Origin of the sequence: Falsiruegeria mediterranea M17, assembly GCF_900302455.1 — a bacterium.
Lineage (GTDB): Bacteria > Pseudomonadota > Alphaproteobacteria > Rhodobacterales > Rhodobacteraceae > Falsiruegeria > Falsiruegeria mediterranea.
Window position 1 is genome coordinate 335,346 of the sequence record NZ_ONZG01000001.1, and the last position, 15,704, is coordinate 351,049.

Below are 15,704 nucleotides of genomic sequence, written 5' to 3' on the forward strand. Positions count from 1 at the left end.
CAATTGGAGCCCGCCATGACGACCGATCTCTGGTTTGATCCGACACAGTGCCTGGTTGGCGGCACGTGGCGCCCTGCAACCTCGGGGCGGACGTTGCCCTTGATCAACCCCTCGGACGGGTCCGAGATCTGCCAGATCGCACGAGGCGGGGCCGCAGATATCGATGCAGCAGTTACGGCGGCGCAGGCCGCGTTGGACGGTGAGTGGGGGCGAATGCCCGCATTCGAGCGCGGCCGTCTTCTGACCCGGCTGGGACGACTGGTTCTGGACAAGGTCGATGAATTGGCCGCGATCGAGGCCGCCGATGTAGGAAAGCCGCTGACCCAAGCCCGTGCCGATGCCCTGGCGCTTGCGCGGTACTGCGAGTTCTACGGGGGGGCGGCAGACAAGATCCATGGCGAGACGATCCCTTATCTTGATGGTTATACCGTCTATTCCTTGCGCGAACCGCACGGTGTGACCGGTCATATCGTGCCATGGAACTACCCAATGCAGATCATCGGGCGTTCGGTCGGGGCGGCCTTGACCATGGGCAACGCCGCCGTTTTGAAACCGGCAGAAGAGGCCTGCCTGACAGCATTGGCCTTTGCCGATCTGGCGGTGCAGGCCGGTCTGCCCGCCGGAGCGCTCAACGTGGTGCCCGGCATAGGAGCCGAGGCCGGTGCCGCACTGTCAGCGCATCCCGGCATCCACCACATCTCGTTCACCGGGTCAGTGGCGACGGGTGCGCTGGTGCAACAAGCGGCGGGCAAGAACGTGGTGCCTGTGACGCTGGAATTGGGTGGCAAGTCCCCACAGCTTGTGTTTGACGACGCCGATCTGGACGCGGCCCTGCCGTTTCTGGTCAACGCAGGCATTCAGAACGCCGGTCAGACATGCTCCGCCTCATCCCGTATTCTGGTACAGCGCGGCGTGTATGAGACTGTCAAATCCCGCATGGCCGAGGCGTATGGCGCTCTTACCGTTGGCCCTGCGCGCGATGACCTGCGGGTTGGCCCGCTGATTTCGAACCGGCAGAAAGAAATCGTGACCGGTTTCCTCAACAAAGGCGCTGATCTGACCATCGCGGGTCAGGGTATCCTTGCCGACCATACACCCGACACTGGCGCCTATGTCCGTCCCACGCTCTTTGCTGATGTGCCCGCCGACCACACGCTGGCGCGAGATGAAATATTTGGCCCTGTGCAGGTGTTGATCCCCTTTGAAACCGAAGAAGAGGCCGTGCGCATCGCCAATTCCACCGACTACGGCCTGGTCGCCAGCGTCTGGTCTCGCGATGGAGCCCGTCAGATGCGGCTGGCCAAAAAGCTGCATGCCGGCCAGGTGTTCATCAACAACTACGGCGCGGGCGGCGGGGTCGAATTGCCCTTTGGTGGCGTCGGCAAGTCTGGGCACGGGCGCGAAAAAGGGTTCGAGGCACTGTATGGATTTTCACAACTGAAAACCGTCGCGGCCTATCATGGCTGAGCATGCGGCCACGCCGTCGGCTACATCAAAACATCAGGACAATCTGATCCTTGCGATTGCCTTGTCGCTGTTGGCGCTGACCCTGTTCGACATCATGGGATTGATCATCAAATATCTGTCGCCGCGCTATTCGGCAGCCGAGCTGTCCGCCTATCGCAACTTCTTTGGCATCATTCCCAGCGTGATCGCCCTCTGGTCCTCGCCCAATTGGCACAAGAGCGGGCGGCCCTGGCGCATGCGCCAATGGAAGCTGGGGTTGATGCGCGGCGTGATTGTGACCTTTGCCCAGTTCTGTTTCTACTATTCGCTTGGCGTCATGGCTTTTGCCACGGCCACGACGATCTCCTACTCAAACGCCATCTTCATGACGGCGCTGGCCGTACCGATGCTGGGCGAAAAAGTAGGCATGATCCGGTGGTTTGCCGTGCTCTTGGGGTTTGTCGGCGTGGTTTTGGTCATGAACCCCACCGGTGATGGGTTCGGGTTGGACGCGATGGCGCCAGTGGCAGCGGCGTTTTTCTACGCTTTGACCGGTGTCACAGCCCGTCAGATGGACCCGGATGTGCCGTCGCCCCTGATCAACCTCTATTCGGTGGTAGCCGCCCTGTTCGGGGCCTTTGCGTTGGCCTATTTTGCTGGTGGATTTTCCCCAATCGCCAGCACCAAGGACCTGCTTTGGATCGTGGCTATGGGAATGTTTGGTGGCACGGCAGTGCTGTGCCTGGTCGTGTCCTACCGGATGACCGAACAAAGCAACCTGGCCCCGTTCAGCTATTTCGGCATCCCGATCGCTTTTGTTGCCGGCTGGTTGGTGTTCGACGAGGCACCATGGAGCGACCTATTCCCGGGCGCGCTCTTGATTGTCGCTGGTGGGCTTTTGGTGATTTGGCGCGAGCGGCGGTTAAGGCGTTAAACCACCACCTCGATCGCCTCTTGCCTGCCAACGCCAAAGACACGTTTGTAGCGCTCGATCTGATCCTTTGGACCCATCGCTTTTTCCGGGTTGTCAGACAGTTTGACCGTCGGGTTACCGTTGGCCGACACTGCCTTGCAGACCAGTGAAAACGGCGCCAAGCCGTCGTCGGGCACCAGACCGCGAAAGTCATTGGTGAGCAGCGTGCCCCAACCAAACGAGACGTTGACGCGGTCGGCAAACTGCGTGTGCAGCTCGGCGATTTTGTTTACGTCCAGCCCGTCCGAGAAGATCACACGCTTGGTCTTGGGGTCTTCGCCACGGTCATTCCACCAATTAATGGCCACTTCGGCCCCAGACGCGGGATCACCGCTGTCGATGCGAATGCCGGTCCAGCCCGCCAACCAATCGGGCGCGTGATCCAGGAAACCCTTGGTCCCGTAGGTGTCCGGCAGAATGATGCGCAGATTGCCCTCGTGCTCGTCATGCCAGTCGCTGAGCACGTCATAAGGCGCCTGCGCAAGCGCTGCGTCACCCTTGGCGAGCGCAGAATAGACCATCGGCAGCTCGTGCGCGTTTGTACCAATCGCCTCGACCTCGCGCCGCATGGCGATCAGGCAGTTCGAGGTGCCTGTAAAACTACTGCCCAGCCCCTCCATCATGGCCTGGACACACCAGTCCTGCCACAAAAAGCTGTGGCGACGGCGAGTGCCGAAGTCGGCGATGCTCAGGCCCTGGACGCCACGCAAACGCTCGATCTTTTCCCAGACGCGGGTCATCGCGCGGGCATAGAGCACCTGTAATTCGAACCGGCGCATGTCGTTGATGACAGCACGCGAGCGCAATTCCATCAGCACGGCTAGCGCCGGGATTTCCCATAGCATCACCTCGTGCCATTTGCCCTCGAACGTCAGCTCATACTGATCGCCCTTGCGCTCGAGATGGTAGGGCGGCAATTGCAGCCCCTCAAACCATTCCATGAAATCGGGGCGGAACATCTGACGCTTGCCGTAAAAGGTGTTGCCGCGCAGCCAAGTGCTTTCACCCCGGCTCAGACGCAGAGACCGGATGTGGTCCAACTGCTCGCGCAGCTCCCCCTCGTCGATCAGATCCGCCAGCGGGATATGGGTCGAACGGTTGATCAGCGAAAAGGTGACATCCGTGTCCGGGCGGTTGCGGAACACCGATTGGCACATCAACAGTTTGTAGAAATCAGTGTCGATCAACGAGCGGACAATCGGGTCGATTTTCCACTTGTGATTATAGACGCGTGTAGCAATGTCCACGGGTAGTCCTCGTCCTTTGACTCCAGCATGGATACGCCACGTTCATCGGCAACGCAATTTGATTACGTTGCCCCTTCGTCTCTGGCAAGCTGCGCCATCATGCAGGCCAACAGGTCGGCTCGGCGGACTGGTTTGCTCAGAAAATCATTCATGCCCGCCTGACGACAAGCCACCTTGTCGCTGTCAAATGCATTGGCGGTCAGCGCTACGATGGCCGGTTGCTTGCACGCCATTTCGCGAATTTTCTGCGTTGCTTCGATCCCCCCCATCAATGGCATCGACATATCCATGAAAATCAGGTCGGGTGGATCTTCCTGAACACAGTCGATCGCCTGTTGCCCGTCATGGGCAAATATCAGCTCAACGGGTGTTTCAGCCAGAAACTTGCGCATCAACATCCGATTGACCCGATTGTCTTCGGCCACAAGTATTCGTTTCCCGGCCAGTCGATTTAACTCCAACGCAGGCTCGTCGTCACCGTTGGCGTTGCCGCTTTGAACGTCTTCGGACGCTCCCACGGGCAGTTCGACACAAAAGCGCGAGCCAGACCCATCGGTGGATTCGGCCCGGATCTGTCCACCCATGATATGTACCAGCTCTTGTGAAATCGTCAGCCCCAACCCCGTGCCCCCATACAGGCGCGTGGTTGCGGCGTCCGCTTGCGAAAACCGCTCGAATATTTGTTGAATCTTCTCTGGCGGGATGCCGATCCCCGTGTCGATCACATCAATGTGCAGCAGATACCCGTCCCCCCATCGATCCGCCGACAGTGTTACCGTGACCCCACCTGTTTCGGTGAACTTGATTGCGTTGCCGATCAAGTTGATCAAGATTTGCCGCAATCGCCCGTCATCCGAGTGGACCTTCGTCGGCAGTGCGCCTGACACATCCAAGGTGAGCGTCAGCCCTTTGCTTTTGGCCTGCGGGCGCATCAGCCTGAGCGTTTCCTCGAAACAGCGCTCGAGATCAAAATCGATCAGGCTGAGCACAACCTTTTGGGCGTCAAGTTTCGACAAATCCAGAATGTCGTTGATAATGGTCAGCAATGACCGGGCCGAGCTTCGGATCGTGTCCGTGTATTCCCTTTGCTCTGGCGTCAGAGGCGTATCCAACAGCACCTCGGTCATACCGATGACGCCATTCATTGGGGTGCGAATCTCATGGCTCATGGTCGCAAGGAATTCTGCCTTGGCCCGCGCCCCTTCAACGGCCGCTTCGCGTGCCGCGGCCATCTCACGCTCATAAACCTTGGCCTGTGTGACGTCGCGTTCAACGGCTACTGCAACCTCGACGCGACCATGGTCATCCAGAACCGGGACCAGATTGGTTTCAACCCAGATTGCTCGACCGTCTTTCGTTCTGTTCAAGATCTCGCCCCGGTAGGGCTGCCCGCTCAGAATGGCATCGCGAATATCATCAACCGCCTTTGGGTCGGTGTCCGGACTGTTGAGCAGCTCACCCGGGCTGCGACCCACCGCCTCTTTGGCTGAGTAGCCGGTGATCCGACTGAACGCGTCATTTACCCACAGGATTTCCCCCTTGGGGCCCGAGACAATCACACTGTCGTTTGCGTTCCGGGCAACCAACGACAGCCTTTCAGCCTCTTTCCGGCTGTTGAGCAGCTCGCGCCCTTTTTCCGTCAATTCGAACATCGAATGCTTGTGCCGGTGAAAACCGCGGACGACGAACTGCAGAAACAGCACGACCATATAGGTCAACATGATTGCGCCGGACGTGTTCATCACCAAGGCAGAGCTGTGCACTTCACTGGTGATTGCATCATGAGCGAACAGAGCAAAGCCGGTCGCAGCATAGATGGTGAGCCGTGCAATTGCCGCAGGGCGATGAAAGGGCAAAACCAACCCGGCATTGATCGCGGCGCCTGCCAGGAAAGCCGCGGAAAACAAAGGGGACAAGCCGGTCACAGGCCCCAACCACGCCATGATCACGCAGACAGAAATGGTCGCAGCCTGAAAAGCCGCTGTGAGCGTGCTGACAAAGCGAATTCTGGGAAACGAAACCCCCTTGGCGATCAACCCATCAGCGTTTCGCAAATAGAGGCAATCTACCGCCTCTCCAAAGAGCGCAATACATATGGCAATCGCGCCTTGCGTCGGGCTGTTCATGGTGCCCAGAACAACCCCGCCGATCAACGTCATGATCTGGCGCGACGAAAAATTCGTCACCCGCCCACGCGCATAGCGCATCAGCAGTCCCCTGCGGCTGAACTGTCGTTCGTACGCGGCCAAACGGCCCACGTCAGACGTGGCATTTTCAGGCATGACCGGCCCTTGGAATAATGATCACCATTGACCCAAGCTTAACGGCCCGTCAGTTAAGAAAGTGCAACCGTTCTCTCAGATCAGCGTCACCCCCGCATCCCGCATCGCCGCTTCGGCGGCGGCCAAGGATCCATCCATGTCGATGGCCCGGCACTGGGTACGATCCACCGTGACCTGAAACCCAAGGCGCGCGGCATCAACTGCCGAGAAATGCACACAGAAATCCAGCGCCAACCCCACCATGGTAAGCTGCGTGATCCCGCGTGTCCTCAGGTACCCTTCGAGCCCTGTTGGCGTGGTTTGATCATTCTCAAAAAACGCGGAATAGCTGTCGACGCCAGAGCGAAACCCCTTGCGGATGATCAGGTCTCCGGACGTGTCCAGGCCCGGGTAAAACGCGGCTCCCTCTGCGCCTTGAACGCAGTGATCCGGCCACAGAACCTGCGGGCCATAGGGCATTTCAATCATCTCAAACGGGGATTTGTCCTGATGCGAGCTGGCAAAGGACGAATGCCCCGCCGGGTGCCAATCCTGCGTCAGGATCACTGCATCGAAATCTACCATCATGGCGTTGACGCCCGGCACGATCTGATCCCCCCCGGCCACGGCCAGCGCGCCGCCCGGGCAAAAGTCGATTTGCACATCAATGACGATCAGCGCGTTGCTCATTCGCTCTCTCCCTTGCTCTCTGATCATTGGTGTAACCCGCTGACAGCGCTTTGCAAACCACAGGTCGCTTGCTGAAAACCGGGAAACATATCTGCAATTTGTAGGTTTTGGCCAAGGAAATAAGGCGTTTGGGCCCCTTGCGCACACGGGAACATGATTCTAAGGCCCTGTTATGTACACGATTGCAGCACTCTATCACTTCACCCGATTCCCCGATCCCGAGGTCATCAAGCCTGCTCTCCTTGAGCTGTGCCAAGCCAATGACGTCAAAGGCACGCTCTTGTTGGCGCAAGAGGGGATCAACGGCACCATCGCAGGGCCGCGCGCAGGCATTGATGCGGTTCTCGCACATGTACGCGCCTTGCCGGGTTGTGACGATCTGGAGTGGAAGGAAGCCACCAGCGACCATCCACCATTTGGCAAGATGAAGGTGCGCCTGAAGAAAGAGATCGTGACCATGGGCCAGCCGGATGTCGACCCGGTGGCGCGCGTTGGCAATTATGTCGAGCCCGAGGCGTGGAACGACCTGATCCGCTCGGACGATGTGGTGGTGATCGACACGCGCAATGACTATGAGGTTGAGATCGGCACATTCGAAGGCGCCATCGACCCCAGGACGACAAGCTTTGGTGAGTTTCCCGCTTGGTGGGAAGAAAACAAGGATCGTTTTCACAACAAGCGCGTGGCAATGTTCTGTACCGGCGGCATCCGCTGCGAGAAATCGACCAACTACCTGCTGGGGCAGGGGGTCGATGATGTCTACCATCTCAAGGGCGGTATCCTGCGATATCTGGAAGAGATGCCCTCCGAAGACAGCACCTGGGAGGGTGAGTGCTTTGTCTTCGACAATCGCGTATCGGTCGGTCACGGGCTGGTTGAGGGGCCTCATGCCCTATGCCACGGCTGTCGACGCCCGATCCTGCCCGAGGACATGAAGCGCTCCGAATACGAACATGGGGTGTCCTGCCATCGTTGTGTGGATGAAACATCCGAAGCGGACAAGAACCGGTTCCGAGAGCGGCAAAAACAGATCTCGCTGTCTCGCAAACGCGGCGAAGAGCACCTGGGCGCGACACCGCACCCGAATTAAACCACTCTCTGCAGAGTACGGTGGTTGACGGGGCGCTCCCGCACCCGAGCGATCCTGGCTTCGCCAGCACCACTAGCGGCCTTGGGCCAGTTGCCTCGCTTATCGCTCAGCGCGGTCCCGCTTGGGGTATCTGTTTCACCTTTGGCGCAGACCGCCGAGCGTAGCGAGGCGCCCGGCCCAACGGGAGGCGATGTCCCGTAAGGGGCATCAACGACGGGCGGGAGTGCCTCCTGCCATCAGGCAAATGGTCATCGACAATTCTGACGTTCTCTCGACCGGACAAAACCGTTATGTTTCAGTACGAAAGTCGCGTTACACGACGGGGTGCACAATGACTGAACCGGAAATGAACCTGGAATGGTGGCGCTCGACCTTGGTCGGGTCCGCCGGGTTGGTGGTTGTCAGTTCGGCTGCCTTCTATGCGCTGTCCCATCTGCACGAAGATACGGCAGGAAATACCATCGGCACGTGGGCAACAATCGGGCTCACGGTATGGATGATCTCGCAGATCTGGATCTACGCCACACGAATCAAGTCCCCGCACCATCAATTGCTGTTGATGGGTGTGTCGTTCATCCAGGTGGTGCCATTTCTGTTTGCCGCCGTCTTTGGCTCTTTCGGGTACTACGACCTCTGCGTCGTAGGCGCAGAAAACGCGGCCGATGTGCTCTACTTCTCTTACGTCACCTTCACGACGGTCGGGTTCGGAGATCTTCATCCAACGGGCATTTGCCGCGGGATCGCCGTGGCAGAGGCCGTGACAGGTTACATCCTACTGGGCCTGTTTGTGTCCGCCGCTGTAGGGATTTATTCCCACCGTGCAGAGCGCCGTTTCAACCGCAACTGACCCGCACCAGGTGGTTGTCCCACGCCACAGGCTGCTGGGTCAGGACCCTGGGCGTGGCCGTCGCCGCCCAGAACGCACCTGTTCCGGTCGACGCCCGCAAAGCGCCACCCGACACACCCAAACCGCAAACGTCTGGCATATCCAACTGGCCGACTACAGCGCCCGCCGCAACATCCCCCAGTTGCACCAACCCGCCGCGCGGTGACGACACCGCGATGCGTGTTCCCTCATCATAAAACGCGACGCTGCCGCCATATCCATCCATCGCTCGCGCCTGAGCCCGCGCGGCGCTCAAAAGCTGTGGCGCCTCTCCACGACGGTGCAGGCCGATGACCGAGGGGCTGTCAGCCGTGCTGCCCTGCCATTGGGTGGCAAAGCCCACCAAGCCGTCTGTTCTCACATCCAGATGGCGGATTGAATTCATATGCATCTCGGGCGCCAATTCCGCCTGCTCCAACACATCCCCCTCGACCGACAGATAGGTCAGGTTCGGCTGCATGAACGGTAGGTTCAACTTGGCGCGGCCGCTGTCGGGATGCGTTTCGATACCGCCGTTGGCAACGACCAACGTGCCCCCATCCGGCATGAGACGGATGTCATGAGGCCCAATCCCGCCAGAAGAAAACTCACCCAGCCTTTGATAAGTCCGCGCCTCCCAAACGCCAACGATCCCTCGGGCAGCGTCATAGTCATTCTCGGTAGTGAACAGCAGCGCGCCATCCGAAGAAAAGGCACCATGCCCATAGAAATGCCGCCCCTCTGGCGCATCAAGCTCGGCCAGAATGACACCAGTCTCGCAGCTTAGAACGATGGCAAAACGCCCTGGCCTGCGGGCAAAGGCCACCGCTTCGGCCCGCAGGGGGTTCGCGGCTGCCGCATGGCCCCGCGCCGGGAGGGGGATCTGAAAAACGGGTGCCCCCTGCCCGGTCAACCCGAAAAGGTGATACGAGTCGTCGGATGACCGAGCCGCCGACAGAAACTCGGGCGCGCCAACTTTGGCCCAGCCCGCAACCGGAGCGAAGCTGCTGGCCGCCAGGCCTGCCAGAAATCCACGCCGTGTCGCCATCTTAGTCACCGTCCAAGGAGTTGAACCCGACAGACACGCCCAAAGTCGGCCCCAGCAATTGGGTCACTTCGGTTCGAATGTCGTTGATCGTTTGCTGCAACGTCTCGACCCGGAACCGCCCCGCAGGCGTCGCCACACCCGAGAAATCGGGATCGTCCAACGCGGCAGCCTTGGTCAGTGCCGCTTCGAATTTAATGTCCAAGGATTGGGCCAGCTCGGCATCCCCAGCAGCCAGCAAGGCGGCCAACGTGCGCAGGTGCTCCAACGACACCTGCACATGCCGGAGGGATCGGCCGGATCGCCACGCCTCGGCCCGTTTGGGGCGGGGTTTGTCGAATGTGCCCAAGGGGCGGCCCAACCGTAGGTCGGCATTGATCTGCAACCCTGTATCAAGCGCCTTGTAGAACTCTTGCAGCACCTCTGCCTGCGTTTGATAAACCCCGCCCTTGTGCGGCGATTGCATCAGCTCGGCATAGTGCGTCTGCCAGTCTTGATTTATGGCTCGACTGGTGCCTGCAATGTCCCGTGCGATGGCCTGAACCAGTGCGCAGCGATAATCTGCGTCGCCCAATGCGCTTAACCGGTCATCAAAAAGCAGATACTCCAGCGCGTAGAACCCGCGCCCTGCGATCGACACCGATTGAAACGCCTCGGGGTCATCCACGACGGGATCCTGATCCGCGATCAATCCGCTCAATGTCTTGGGCGTGCTGCCGCGGCTGTCAGGCCAGAACGCCAGAGCAAAGCCACGGTTGTCGGTCTCGGTCGGGCCAAAGCGCAAGTGACTGACGCCGGTCCAGGCGTCAAAGGCCGTCGCATAGGCAGCACGCAGGGGCTCGGACGATGCCACGCAACTTTCCTGCGCCGCGTTGGACAGTGCTGCGCTGGACACCGCCAGCTCATCGAATCCCGACAAAACGTGGTCATTCAGGATCTTGCCTGTCTGATCCGCCAGAACCGGGACGGGAAGGGCAAAGGCGAGCGACAGGGCAAGGGTGCGAAACATCAAAGGCTCTCCAGAAATCGAACAAGGGCATCGCGGTCGGGTTTGGGCATGGCAACCACGGCATCACGTTGGGCCTGGGCTTCACCGCCGTGCCACAAAATGGCCTCCAGCAGCGACCGCGCGCGCCCGTCATGCAAAAATTGTGTGTGACCGCTGACTTGCTCGGTCAGGCCAAACCCCCAAAGCGGGGCCGTGCGCCATTCCGAACCGGTTGCGCGCGCCTCGGGCCGGTTGTCGGCCAATCCGGGGCCCATATCGTGCAGCAAAAGGTCGGAATAGGGCCAAATCAGTTGAAAGCTCTGTTCGGGCTGATCTGTCAAACGGTGGGTCACGAATTTGGGCATGTGGCAAGCGATGCAGCCGGTGTCATAGAACACCTGCTTGCCACGCAACACCTTTGGATCGCCCTCATCCCGGCGCTCGGGTACCGCCAGGTTGCGGCTGTAAAAGGTCACCAGATTCATCGCGTCCAGGTCAATCTCGTGACCACGCACATCGTTGTCCCCATGCGGTGCGGCGCGGCAGGCTGCCTGCGCCTTGGTACATTCACCCCACGGATCAGGAAACAGGGGCGTCGAAATGCCGATGTCACCGGAAAACGCGGCCGAGGACTGTTCATTGACCGTGGGCGACCCAGCCTTGAGCCCAAAGCGCCCCAACATCGGCTGATCAAACTCGGCCGACCACACGACATTGGCCCGCCCCGAAATGCCGTCGCCATCTGCGTCAGCCTCGTCGACACCGGCCAGAATGTCACTGGCCGGGATCGCTTCAAGCAGGCCGAGGCCAATCATCTGCGGCGCGACACGAGGGCTGAGCATTGCATCCGGGTGCAACGGCCCATAGCCGAGATTGGCGGCGGTGTAGTCCGGCTTGCGCAAAGTGACCACTTCTCCACCCGACAACTCAACCGGAACCTCAGAGTAGCGCACCTGCAGTTTGTATTCCGCCCGGTGCCCGGGCAGTGAAAAATCCTGCAGCTGCTGACCGTAGGTCGGGTCAGGTTGTGTCGCGAGGTAATCCAAAATCCCGTCAGGTGCCACGCCGCCAGGGATAGAGATCCGCAGGAACATCGACACCGACTTGTCCTCCGGCCCGTTGGGTGGATGCCCGCGCCCATCCTTGACGTGGCAGCGCTGACACGAGCGGGCGTTGTACAGCGGCCCCAACCCATCGGACGCCAGCGTTGATGACGGCGACGAGACCCAAAGCTTTTTGAACAGACCGTTGCCCAGCCGGAAATCCAGTTCGCGCTCGAACTCCATATTGCCAGAGGGCTGTGAAAACGCGTCCGCGTCCGCTCGTGCAGACACCGAAGCCGCGCCGCCGGGGCGTGCCTCGAACCTCTCTGCCGCGGTGAAATCTAGAGCAGGCGCGGTTACCGCTTGAATGCGGCGAACCTCTTCTTCTGTGCGTGGAAGGGTGTTGAGATGTGGATCGGACTGGATATCGGCCAATCCAGGGGTCGCCGCCAAAACGGCAACCCCGATGAGCGATTTACTCGCCTTCGTCCATTTTTGCTGCGTTGAGCATGGCATAGTTTTCGGCGCCAATTCGATCGTAGAGGTCCAGCTGGGTTTCAAGGAAGTCAATATGGCTCTCTTCATCCTTGAGCAAACCTTCGAACAGCGACATCGAGACATAGTCACCCGCTTCGCGACAATAGTCGCGGGCCTCGGCATACAGAGCACGGGCGTCGATCTCAGCGGCCAGATCGCACTCCAAAGTTTCTCGTGGGTTCTGTCCAATGCGCAGTGGGTCCAGTTTTTGAAGATTCGGGTGACCTTCAAGGAAAATGATCCGTTCGATCAGGCTGTCCGCGTGCTCCATCTCTTCGATGGATTCTTCGCGGCTTTTCTTGGCCATATGGGCCAATCCCCAATCCTCTTGCAGCCGGTAGTGCAACCAATACTGACTGACGGCCGTCAACTCATGTCGCAGGGATTTATTGAGATACTCGATAACCTTTGCGTCGCCCTTCATAACCACTCTCCTGTGTTGCCGCGACGCGCAAACGTCGCAGTTGCATTGGGACTTCAAGGTTATCACTCGACCGCATTGTGTCGAGGAACAATGGCATGCACCCGCCACAATCCGCCGCTTTTCCAAGAGCGTGGTAGATCTTGCCGGGGGTGATGATTGCCTCTGGATCGGACGCACGCATCCAATCGATGGCGGCTCGGATCTCGTGGTCCGAAATGTTGGTGCAGTGACAGACGATCATCGTTTGAGGTCCGAGGCGAAGCGTTCTTTTCCAAGTGTAATAGTCGGGTATTATTGATCTAACCAGTCGGAAATTCCTCATTCGGCGGATTTTCGCAGTAAAACACTCAGGTAAAAGGAAATTTTTGCACCCCCTCCCGCCAACCTGTCGAAGATTGGCCGGTTTTGCGCTCCAAGCCGAACGGCGAGAGGGAATCATTGATGACCCCGCCGTACGAAAAACGGCGCCCCAAGGCGCCGTAGATCGGTTCCATTCGATAGCAGAAATCAGTGGAAAACCGCGTCCGGGTTATCCAGCGAGTCCGAGCCTTCGAAGTCTATGTTGTCGAGCTTCAGGGTGGCCGTGATGCGCTGGATGCTGCGGGTCTGGTCGACCAGGCCGTTAACGCCACCCATCACCAGCGCTTCGCCCGCTGCGTTGCCGCGTTCCAGCATCTGGTCATAGGCAAAGCCGCTTTCCGCCGCCGTTTTGATCCGACCCAGAGCCATCATGGTCGTGGCCAGTTTGACGCGCATTTCGGCGTCCAGATCGGCGTCTACCGCAGCAACGAGATCCGCCAACGCAGGGCCCGAGACCAATTCGCCGTTCACGCGGACGTATTCGCCCAGGTATAAGTTCTGGACGCCAAGACCATCGTAGTAATGGCTGTTGTGGGTGTTGTCCGAAAAGCAATCGTGCTCTTCTTCGGGATCGTTCAGCATCAGACCAAGACGCATCCGCTCACCCGCCTGCTCGCCGTAGGACAGGCTTCCCATGCCGGTCACGATGGTCACGATGCCTGCGTTCTCGTCTACCAGAACTGCATTGCGTGCGGCACCACCGTCAGCCCACTGCGCTGTCATCCATTCCAGATCGCTGACCAGCAGGTCGGTTGCCGCCTTGAGATATTCACCGCGGCGATCACAATTGCCGCCCGTGCAATCGTCGCCCATGGCGAAATCGGTCCAGGGGCGGTCGCCCGCACCTGTGCCATGACCATTCAGGTCCTGACCCCAGAGCAGGAATTCGATGGCGTGATAGCCGGTCGCCACGTTTGCCTCGATCCCGTCTGCTTCGTGCAGGGTCTCGGCCAGCAGTTCCGGCGTGATCTTGGCCGCGTCGATGGTTTCGCCCGACAGCGTGAACGACGGGTTCGCCACGATGTTCAGCGCCGCATATTCGTTTTCATCCGAGAGACCACCATAGCTGGCATCAACATAGTCAATCAGGCCTTCGTCCAGCGGCCAAGCGTTCACTTTGCCTTCCCATTCGTCAACGATTGCGTTGCCAAAACGGTAAACCTCGGTCTGCTGGTAAGGCACGCGCGAGGCCAGCCATGCGTCTTTGGCGGCTTGCAGGTTTTCGGCAGAAGGGTTCGCGACCAACGCGCCGACGGCTGTCTGCAATCGCTGCGCCGTAATCAAGCTGTCCTGGTACTTGGCTTCGGCGATGTTGGCATAGTTGGTCAATACATCGGCTTTATCGGCCGCCAGAGCTGCGGAGCCCATGGACAGGCTGAGGGCAGTCGCCGCGAGAAAAGGGGATTTCATCGGATTGGGTCCTTGGTTGAATTTTAACCTGTCGCCCTGCGCAATGACTTTGGTCGGGCGAAGTGGCTGCCGCTTAACTGACAAAATCACTCAGTTAAGTCAATCCTGAGTTTTTTAATCAGCAAATGCACACCGTCACTTTCCGCCACGGCAGGATTTACAGACCACCCAGTTGTCGGGTTCCCTGTCTCCATGGGGAGAGTTCTAATTGTTGTCGCTGGCCTGTGTGTTGGCGTCCTTGTCGGAGGCGTGAGCGCCTTGATGGGTGCTGGATTATTGCCAGGCCCAATTTCACGTGCAAAGCCTGTTCAGATCGACGGATGGGAAAGCGATTGGACTATCGGGTCCGAGGCATCGGGACCATATCTGCGCGCGTGGGTTGCCCGCTTTGGGTTGCTGGCACTCCGAAAATCTGAGGCTGTATATTTCATTGCCGACACCGACAGCGATGGTAAACCGCTGTCGGATGGCTGCACATACCGGGTCAGCGGTGGCGAACTACCGGGGTTCTGGTGGTCGGTGACGCTCTATGATGCCGACGGATATCTGCCATCAAACCAAGGCGGACATCTGTCGTTTGATTCAACTGATGTAACGGATGGTAAAAGCTGGAGCTTTGATGTCGCCACGACCAAACCCTCTGATCCCGAACAAAGCTGGATCTCGAACGAGAACGCTGGAACATTCGACCTGACCCTGCGAATCTATGAACCGCATGATGACTTTCTGGGCGCTCCGACCGAGCGTTTGACGCCACCAATGGTGCAACGCCTGACCTGCAGGGGGAACGCTTGATGTCCGGGCGCGTACTCTTCTTGATCACAACGCTTGTGACTGCTGCGGCGGTGCATCTGTTCGTATTGCTCAACATCCCGACATTTGTCATGGTCAGGGCCATCGACTTGCTGAAGGGCGAAGACAACGCGTTCAACCAATGGCTGCCGTCCGCACCCATCACACCAGAAAACCAGCCCGTTGTGCGCGCCTCACCTGATCTGGCCTACACCGTTTGCCTGCTGGACCTGTCAGGTGGGCCGGTCAAGGTGACCGCCGCGACCTGGCCTGGCTACGGGTCACTGTCGATCTTTGACCACGACACCCGCAACGTGCATGCATCCTCGCTGCGCGGCGATGGTTCTCTGAGCGGCGTCATCGTCGCAACCCAGGACCAACAAACGCTGCCGAACACCGATTTGCCGGTCGTTCGCTTGAGCGATGAAACAGGCATCGCCCTGATCCGCAGGCTGGCCCCGGACGCAGACAGCCGTGCGCAATCTGATGCGCTCAATCCACTGGGAGGCTGCAGCCCTCTCACCTGATGACAG

Annotated in this window: 15 protein-coding genes; 6 read left to right on the top strand and 9 right to left on the bottom strand. The window is 59.2% G+C overall.

Going from position 1 to position 15,704, the window contains the following annotated elements; genetic code table 11:
* Positions 1-15: 15 nt before the first annotated feature.
* Complete coding sequence (locus TRM7615_RS01645) at positions 16-1,467, top strand: aldehyde dehydrogenase family protein (protein WP_108785168.1); 1,452 nt, start codon at positions 16-18, stop codon at positions 1,465-1,467.
* Positions 1,460-2,380: a DMT family transporter gene (locus TRM7615_RS01650; RefSeq protein WP_108785169.1), complete on the top strand. Its 921-nt coding sequence runs from the start codon at positions 1,460-1,462 to the stop codon at positions 2,378-2,380. The genes TRM7615_RS01645 and TRM7615_RS01650 overlap by 8 nt, the downstream gene beginning before the upstream one ends.
* On the opposite strand, the gene pncB is transcribed toward TRM7615_RS01650, so the two are convergent.
* The 3 genes from pncB to pncA form a co-directional block, all read right to left on the bottom strand.
* Positions 2,377-3,666: a nicotinate phosphoribosyltransferase gene (pncB, locus tag TRM7615_RS01655; protein WP_108785170.1), complete on the bottom strand. Its 1,290-nt coding sequence runs from the start codon at positions 3,664-3,666 to the stop codon at positions 2,377-2,379. The two genes, TRM7615_RS01650 and pncB, sit on opposite strands and share 4 nt — an antisense overlap.
* 62 nt (positions 3,667-3,728) lie before the next feature.
* Complete coding sequence (locus TRM7615_RS01660; protein WP_108785171.1) at positions 3,729-5,948, bottom strand: hybrid sensor histidine kinase/response regulator; 2,220 nt, start codon at positions 5,946-5,948, stop codon at positions 3,729-3,731.
* A 75-nt stretch (positions 5,949-6,023) separates the two neighbouring features.
* On the bottom strand, positions 6,024-6,617 hold the full coding sequence (pncA, locus tag TRM7615_RS01665) for a bifunctional nicotinamidase/pyrazinamidase (protein ID WP_108785172.1): 594 nt from the start codon (positions 6,615-6,617) through the stop codon (positions 6,024-6,026).
* Between the two features lie 172 nt (positions 6,618-6,789).
* Between pncA and trhO the strand changes: the two genes are divergently transcribed.
* Entirely contained in the window at positions 6,790-7,707 is a 918-nt protein-coding gene (gene trhO, locus TRM7615_RS01670) for an oxygen-dependent tRNA uridine(34) hydroxylase TrhO (protein WP_108785173.1), read from the top strand.
* Positions 7,708-8,038: 331 nt separating this feature from the next.
* A complete protein-coding gene (locus TRM7615_RS01675; protein WP_108785174.1) occupies positions 8,039-8,554 on the top strand; it encodes a potassium channel family protein in 516 nt (171 codons plus the stop codon).
* Here TRM7615_RS01675 and TRM7615_RS01680 read toward each other — a convergent pair.
* The 6 genes from TRM7615_RS01680 to TRM7615_RS01705 all read right to left on the bottom strand — a co-directional run bounded on the left by TRM7615_RS01680 (position 8,541) and on the right by TRM7615_RS01705 (position 14,379).
* Complete coding sequence (locus TRM7615_RS01680; protein WP_108785175.1) at positions 8,541-9,620, bottom strand: DUF1513 domain-containing protein; 1,080 nt, start codon at positions 9,618-9,620, stop codon at positions 8,541-8,543. The two genes, TRM7615_RS01675 and TRM7615_RS01680, sit on opposite strands and share 14 nt — an antisense overlap.
* A gap of 1 nt (position 9,621) precedes the next feature.
* On the bottom strand, positions 9,622-10,626 hold the full coding sequence (locus tag TRM7615_RS01685; protein ID WP_108785176.1) for an imelysin family protein: 1,005 nt from the start codon (positions 10,624-10,626) through the stop codon (positions 9,622-9,624).
* Positions 10,626-12,164, bottom strand: a complete 1,539-nt coding sequence (locus TRM7615_RS01690) for a di-heme oxidoreductase family protein (protein WP_108785177.1) — start codon at positions 12,162-12,164, stop codon at positions 10,626-10,628. Before TRM7615_RS01690 ends, TRM7615_RS01685 begins: the two co-directional genes overlap by 1 nt.
* Positions 12,124-12,609 carry a bacterioferritin gene (gene bfr / locus TRM7615_RS01695; protein WP_108785178.1) on the bottom strand — a complete coding sequence of 162 codons (486 nt, stop codon included), beginning with the start codon at positions 12,607-12,609 and terminating at the stop codon, positions 12,124-12,126. Before bfr ends, TRM7615_RS01690 begins: the two co-directional genes overlap by 41 nt.
* Positions 12,572-12,850 carry a (2Fe-2S)-binding protein gene (locus TRM7615_RS01700; RefSeq protein WP_108785179.1) on the bottom strand — a complete coding sequence of 93 codons (279 nt, stop codon included), beginning with the start codon at positions 12,848-12,850 and terminating at the stop codon, positions 12,572-12,574. The genes bfr and TRM7615_RS01700 overlap by 38 nt, the downstream gene beginning before the upstream one ends.
* Before the next feature lie 266 nt (positions 12,851-13,116).
* Complete coding sequence (locus TRM7615_RS01705) at positions 13,117-14,379, bottom strand: imelysin family protein (protein WP_108785180.1); 1,263 nt, start codon at positions 14,377-14,379, stop codon at positions 13,117-13,119.
* A 261-nt stretch (positions 14,380-14,640) separates the two neighbouring features.
* Here TRM7615_RS01705 and TRM7615_RS01710 point away from each other — a divergent pair, with 261 nt between their 5' ends.
* Together TRM7615_RS01710 and TRM7615_RS01715 are read left to right on the top strand one after the other, a co-directional pair.
* The gene (locus tag TRM7615_RS01710) at positions 14,641-15,174 is read left to right on the top strand and encodes a DUF1214 domain-containing protein (RefSeq protein ID WP_165821340.1); all 534 of its coding nucleotides are present in this window, start codon (positions 14,641-14,643) and stop codon (positions 15,172-15,174) included.
* A complete protein-coding gene (locus TRM7615_RS01715) occupies positions 15,174-15,698 on the top strand; it encodes a DUF1254 domain-containing protein (RefSeq protein ID WP_108785182.1) in 525 nt (174 codons plus the stop codon). The genes TRM7615_RS01710 and TRM7615_RS01715 overlap by 1 nt, the downstream gene beginning before the upstream one ends.
* Positions 15,699-15,704 lie beyond the last annotated feature (6 nt).

What these genes read in the sequence shown, in the direction of transcription:
- TRM7615_RS01645 (WP_108785168.1), top strand. Translation starts at nt 16, where the DNA reads ATGACGACCGATCTCTGGTTTGATCCGACACAGTGCCTGGTTGGCGGC.
- TRM7615_RS01650 (WP_108785169.1), top strand. Translation starts at nt 1,460, where the DNA reads ATGGCTGAGCATGCGGCCACGCCGTCGGCTACATCAAAACATCAGGAC.
- TRM7615_RS01660 (WP_108785171.1), bottom strand. Translation starts at nt 5,948, where the DNA reads ATGCCTGAAAATGCCACGTCTGACGTGGGCCGTTTGGCCGCGTACGAA.
- pncA (WP_108785172.1), bottom strand. Translation starts at nt 6,617, where the DNA reads ATGAGCAACGCGCTGATCGTCATTGATGTGCAAATCGACTTTTGCCCG.
- trhO (WP_108785173.1), top strand. Translation starts at nt 6,790, where the DNA reads ATGTACACGATTGCAGCACTCTATCACTTCACCCGATTCCCCGATCCC.
- TRM7615_RS01675 (WP_108785174.1), top strand. Translation starts at nt 8,039, where the DNA reads ATGACTGAACCGGAAATGAACCTGGAATGGTGGCGCTCGACCTTGGTC.
- TRM7615_RS01680 (WP_108785175.1), bottom strand. Translation starts at nt 9,620, where the DNA reads ATGGCGACACGGCGTGGATTTCTGGCAGGCCTGGCGGCCAGCAGCTTC.
- TRM7615_RS01685 (WP_108785176.1), bottom strand. Translation starts at nt 10,626, where the DNA reads ATGTTTCGCACCCTTGCCCTGTCGCTCGCCTTTGCCCTTCCCGTCCCG.
- TRM7615_RS01690 (WP_108785177.1), bottom strand. Translation starts at nt 12,164, where the DNA reads ATGCCATGCTCAACGCAGCAAAAATGGACGAAGGCGAGTAAATCGCTC.
- bfr (WP_108785178.1), bottom strand. Translation starts at nt 12,609, where the DNA reads ATGAAGGGCGACGCAAAGGTTATCGAGTATCTCAATAAATCCCTGCGA.
- TRM7615_RS01700 (WP_108785179.1), bottom strand. Translation starts at nt 12,850, where the DNA reads ATGATCGTCTGTCACTGCACCAACATTTCGGACCACGAGATCCGAGCC.
- TRM7615_RS01705 (WP_108785180.1), bottom strand. Translation starts at nt 14,379, where the DNA reads ATGAAATCCCCTTTTCTCGCGGCGACTGCCCTCAGCCTGTCCATGGGC.
- TRM7615_RS01710 (WP_165821340.1), top strand. Translation starts at nt 14,641, where the DNA reads ATGGGTGCTGGATTATTGCCAGGCCCAATTTCACGTGCAAAGCCTGTT.
- TRM7615_RS01715 (WP_108785182.1), top strand. Translation starts at nt 15,174, where the DNA reads ATGTCCGGGCGCGTACTCTTCTTGATCACAACGCTTGTGACTGCTGCG.